We start from the raw sequence: 4747 nt of genomic DNA on the forward strand, positions 1-4747 counted from the left end.
GCCAGGGTGCCGTAGGCCGGATCGACGTTGCAGTAGTCGGAGATGTCGTAGCCGAAATCCTTCTGAGGCGACATGAAGAAGGGAGCCAGCCAGATCGCATCCACGCCGAGATCGGCCACATAGCCGAGCCGGTCCGTGATTCCCCGCAGGTCTCCGATGCCGTCGCCGTTGGAATCCTGAAACGACCGCGGATAGATCTCGTAGATCACGGCGCCACGCCACCAGTCCGGATCATGGGGCGACAGCTGGGCGGCGGGACCGGGTTTCGCAGATCTAGACGGATGGGTGCTCATGACGTGTCGGCCTTTCACGCGGTTCGGCTCATTCAAGGCCGTCGACCCAGCGGCGGAGTTCACGTTCGCCCTGGACGAAGGCCCGGTTCATCCGGCTGAGGATCGCTCCATGATCGACCTTGCGGTCATGGCGGAGCGCCATTTCCAAATGCCCGGCCAGTCCGGAAAGCGCATCCAGCCCGAAAGTTCCGGCGGCGCTCTTCAGCGAATGCGCTTCGCGGATGAGGTCGCCGGTATCTCCCCGGTCGGCCAGCCGCTTCATGCGGTCCAGCCGCGACACCGTTTCCTCGATCATGACGGCCACCGTTTCCTGCACGCCGTCCAGGCCGATGTCCCGCAGCAGGGTTATCGGAACGGATGAACTGAAGTCCGCGTGACCATCGAAGGTTCCTGACTCCTCCCCATCTCCGCTCCGGCCATCCGGGTGCGTCAGCGCCTTGACCGCTTCCATCAGGCGGTCGGCGACGATGGGCTTCGACACGAACCCGTTCATGCCTGCCTCGAAGCAGGAGTCCCGGTCATGGGCGAAGGCGTTGGCGGTGACGGCCAGGATCGGGATGCGTGCGGCATCGCCGGGAAGCGCCCGGATCGCCCGTGTGGCCGCAATCCCATCCATTTCCGGCATCATGACGTCCATCAGGACGATATCGTAGGGCCGGCTGCGCACCGCCTCGAGCGCTTCGAACCCGTTTGCGGCGACATCGACGCGGAAGCCCAGACGCTCCAGCATGGTTACGGCGACCAGCTGGTTGGTCCGGTTATCTTCCGCAAGCAGAACCCGCATCCTTACCGGCGGAGATGCGGACACCGCGGCGGGACGGCCGGGTGCCTCCGGTCCCGGATCGCTCGTGCGGCCGCTGAGAGCGCCCAGGCAGCGGACCAGTTCCGAAAGGGCGACCGGCTTCCGGAGGATCGCGTCGCACGACTCCGACTGGCGAACGGCCAGGAGACCATCCGAAAGACGGGCCGGACATCGCGTTGCCGCCAGCAGGCGGACCGCGCTGCGCTCGTTCGACGGAGCGCCTTCATGCGGCTCAAGGTTGACGAGGGCGATGTCGAAAGGACGGCCGAACCGCAGCATCCGGTCGGCATGGATTCGGGCCTCGCCGTCCGATGGGAAAGCCTCCGCGTATACGCCGATCTCGGCCAGTTGGTCCTTCAGGATCTTGCGTCCGACCGGGTTGGGCTCGGCGATCAGGACGCGCAGACCCTTCAGGCTCCCGTCCCGGGCGATTCGCGGCCGACCGTTCGCCATATCGGCCGGGAATGCGCAGTCCCGCCGCAGCAGCGCCTCGAACCGGAAGCAGCTCCCCTCTCCGACAGTGCTGTCCACCGCGATGTCGCCGCCCATCTGGGCGACCAGCCGCTGGCTGATCGCGAGGCCCAGCCCCGTCCCGCCATAGCGGCGCGCGGTGCTGCCGTCGACCTGCGAAAATTCGCGGAACAGCCGGAACATGAGGTCGGGGGCGATGCCGATTCCCGTATCGGTCACGGAGAAGGCGACCAGCACTTCGTCGCCGTCGCTGCCCAGCAGGTCCACTTCCAGCCGGACGCCGCCGCTTTCCGTGAACTTGATGCCGTTGCCGATCAGGTTGAGAAGGACCTGGCGCAGCCGGCTGGGATCTCCGACCAGACGGACGGGTACGGCGGATCGTATCAGATAGCCGATCTCCAGACCGGCGGCATGGGCGCGCGGCACCAGCATGTCGAGCGTGCTCGTCACGACCTGATCGAGGTCGAAGGAGATTTCCTCGAACTCGATCAGGCCGGCTTCCAGCTTGGAGAAATCGAGCACGTCGCTGACGATCTGGAGCAGATGGTCGGCGGATTCCCGCAGGGTTTCGGCAAGCCGGCGCTGCGCTGCGTCCAGGCCGGTATCCAGCAGCAAGCCGGCCAGCCCGATGACGCCGTTCATCGGCGTGCGGATCTCATGGCTCATGGTCGCCAGGAATTCCGTCTTGGCGCGGCCTGCCCGCTCCGCCTCGGCCTTGGCGCGGATGATCTCCCGCTCCGCCAGCTTGGCCTCGGTGATATCGACATGCATGACCACGGCGCCGTCGCGCCGTCCCGGTGTCAGCGGCGCCGCCATGAAACGATACCACCGCTCCTCACGCGGCGAGTGGCACGGATAGTCGAGACTGAAGAAATCCTGGTCGCTCTGGAGTATCCGGCGCAGGCCGGCGGCTATCGGCAAGGCCTCCTCGGCGCAGGTGCCGCTGGCATTCTCGCAGACGGCAAGATAACTGGCACCGAGCGCCACCCCTCCGCCGGAAAGTCCATTTTCCAGCGCGAAGGCCCGCCATGCCTTGTTGACGGAAACGATCGTGCCGGACGCGTCGAGCAATGCGACATGGGCCGGCAGCGCGTCGAGCAGACCTTCCTGACGCTCCGCCAGTTGGCGCACCTTCGCCTCGCGCTCGCGCAGCGACTCCTCCGAACGGCGGCGCTCGGTGGTGTCGCGCTGGATGGAGATCCAGTGGGTGTACCAGCCATTGCTGTCGGCGATGGGCGTGATGTCCAGTTCGACCCAGAACTCCGACCCGTCCTTCCGGTAGTTCAGCACCTCGATCCGGATCGGCTGCCACGCGGCCAGAGCCGACCGGATACGGTCGAGCGTGGCGCGGTCGGTGCCGGGCCCCTGGAGCAGGCGCGGCGTCCGCCCGACGACCTCGTCCGCCGTGTAGCCGGTCATGGCGGCGAAGGCCTCGTTGACGTAGAGGATGCGGGGACCGTCGCCGTCGACCGGCTCGGCCTCGGTGATCAGCACGGAGTCGTTGGCGTAGAGCACGACGGACTGAAGCAGCGCGATCCGCTCCTCGGCCGCCTTGCGCCTGGCGGTCTCCCGGTCTTGCCGCGCCAGCGCCATGCGCAGTTCGAGGGCGTCGACGACGGCCTGGGCCAGCTGGGCGAGCAGCCGGATCTTTTCCGGCGACGGGCGGCGCGGCTTGAAATCGATGACGCACAGGGTGCCCAGCACTTCCCCTCCGGGCGTGCGCAGCGGCGCTCCCGCATAGAACCGGATATGCGGCTCGCCGACGACCAGCGGGTTGGAACGGAAGCGGGGATCACGGGTAGCGTCGGGAACGACCAGCACGTCGTCGGCCCGGATCGCGTAATCGCAGAAGGCCATGTCGCGCGGCGTTTCGGTCGCCGCCAGTCCCCGGCAGGACTTGAACCATTGCCGCGTTTCGTCGATCAGCGAAACCAGCGACACCGGCGTTCCGAACAAGCCGGCGGCGACGGCGGTCAGCCGGTCGAAAGCGGCTTCCGGTTCGGTATCGAGGATTTCGTAAGCGTCGAGCGCTTTCAGCCGGCGTAACTCGTCCACCTCAAACAAACTCCCATCCCGCCGGCGCCAGAGCGCTCCACCCGATGAAGCACACGGAGATTGGACGCACGATGGTTAAACTCCCGTGAGCGAGCCGAAAGGATCGAAGCGTACGGGTGTGGTACGGCGATCCGGGTCCGGCAAGCCGGGCTGCACCTGTAAATCGTTCGACCGGCCCCATCGGCGCCGCAGATGAAATCATTTTCACAAAACAAGACGTCCATCCGGCTGTTGAGTTCATCTGGCTACACAGCAGGACAGGTACGGACGATGGCTCAGACGGTCGGCGATTTCTTCTGGCGGCGCTTGTATGATTGGGGCGTGCGGCGCGTTTACGGCTACCCCGGCGACGGCATCAACGGCCTGCTGGGCGCGCTTGACCGGTTCGACGGCAAGATCGAGTTCATCCAGGCGCGGCACGAGGAGATGGCGGCCTTCATGGCGGCCGCGCATGCCAAGTTCACGGGGGAACTCGGCGTCTGCATCGCCACGTCCGGTCCCGGCGCCTCGCACCTGATTACCGGCCTTTACGATGCGCGTCTCGACCATATGCCGGTCCTGGCCATCGCCGGCCAGCAGGCGAGGACGGCGGTCGGATCGCACTACCAGCAGGAACTGGACCTCGTCAGCATGTTCAAGGACGTAGCCGGCGCCTTCGTGCAGCAGGCGATGGTTCCGGGACAGGTGCGCCATCTGGTCGACCGGGCGGTCCGGATCGCCGTATCGGAACGGCGCGTCACGGCGCTGATACTTCCTAACGACCTTCAGGACATGCCTTACGAGGACCCGCCGCGCAAGCACGGCTCCGTGTTCTCCGGCGTCGGCTATCGGGTGCCGAAGATCGTCCCCTACGATGAGGACCTCCGCTCGGCGGCGGATGTGCTGAACGCCGGCAAGAAGGTGGCGATCCTGGTCGGCGCCGGCGCGCTGCACGCCACCGACGAAGTGATCGCGGTCGCCGACAAATTGCAGGCCGGCGCCGCCAAGGCGCTGCTCGGCAAGGCGGCCCTGCCGGACGAACTGCCGTGGGTGACCGGCTCTATCGGCCTGCTCGGGACCAAGCCCAGCTACGACTTGATGATGGAATGCGACACGCTCCTGATGATCGGCTCGGGCTTCCCCTATT

The 4747-nt window shown here is 66.4% G+C and carries 3 protein-coding genes; 1 reads left to right on the forward strand and 2 read right to left on the reverse strand.

The annotated features are described in order from the left end of the window. On the reverse strand, nucleotides 1-293 hold a 293-nt coding region (locus tag AC5JJ6_RS37680), incomplete at its 3' end, for an alpha-amylase family glycosyl hydrolase (protein WP_496046951.1). 28 nt (nucleotides 294-321) lie between these two features. Next, a complete protein-coding gene (locus AC5JJ6_RS37685; protein ID WP_496046952.1) occupies nucleotides 322-3621 on the reverse strand; it encodes an ATP-binding protein in 3300 nt (1099 codons plus the stop codon). 270 nt (nucleotides 3622-3891) lie between these two features. Here AC5JJ6_RS37685 and AC5JJ6_RS37690 point away from each other — a divergent pair. Beyond that, nucleotides 3892-4747, forward strand: an 856-nt coding sequence (locus AC5JJ6_RS37690; RefSeq protein ID WP_496046953.1) for a thiamine pyrophosphate-binding protein, incomplete at its 3' end; no start/stop codon positions are given.

The sequence above is a fragment of the Skermanella sp. genome, assembly GCF_059503625.1.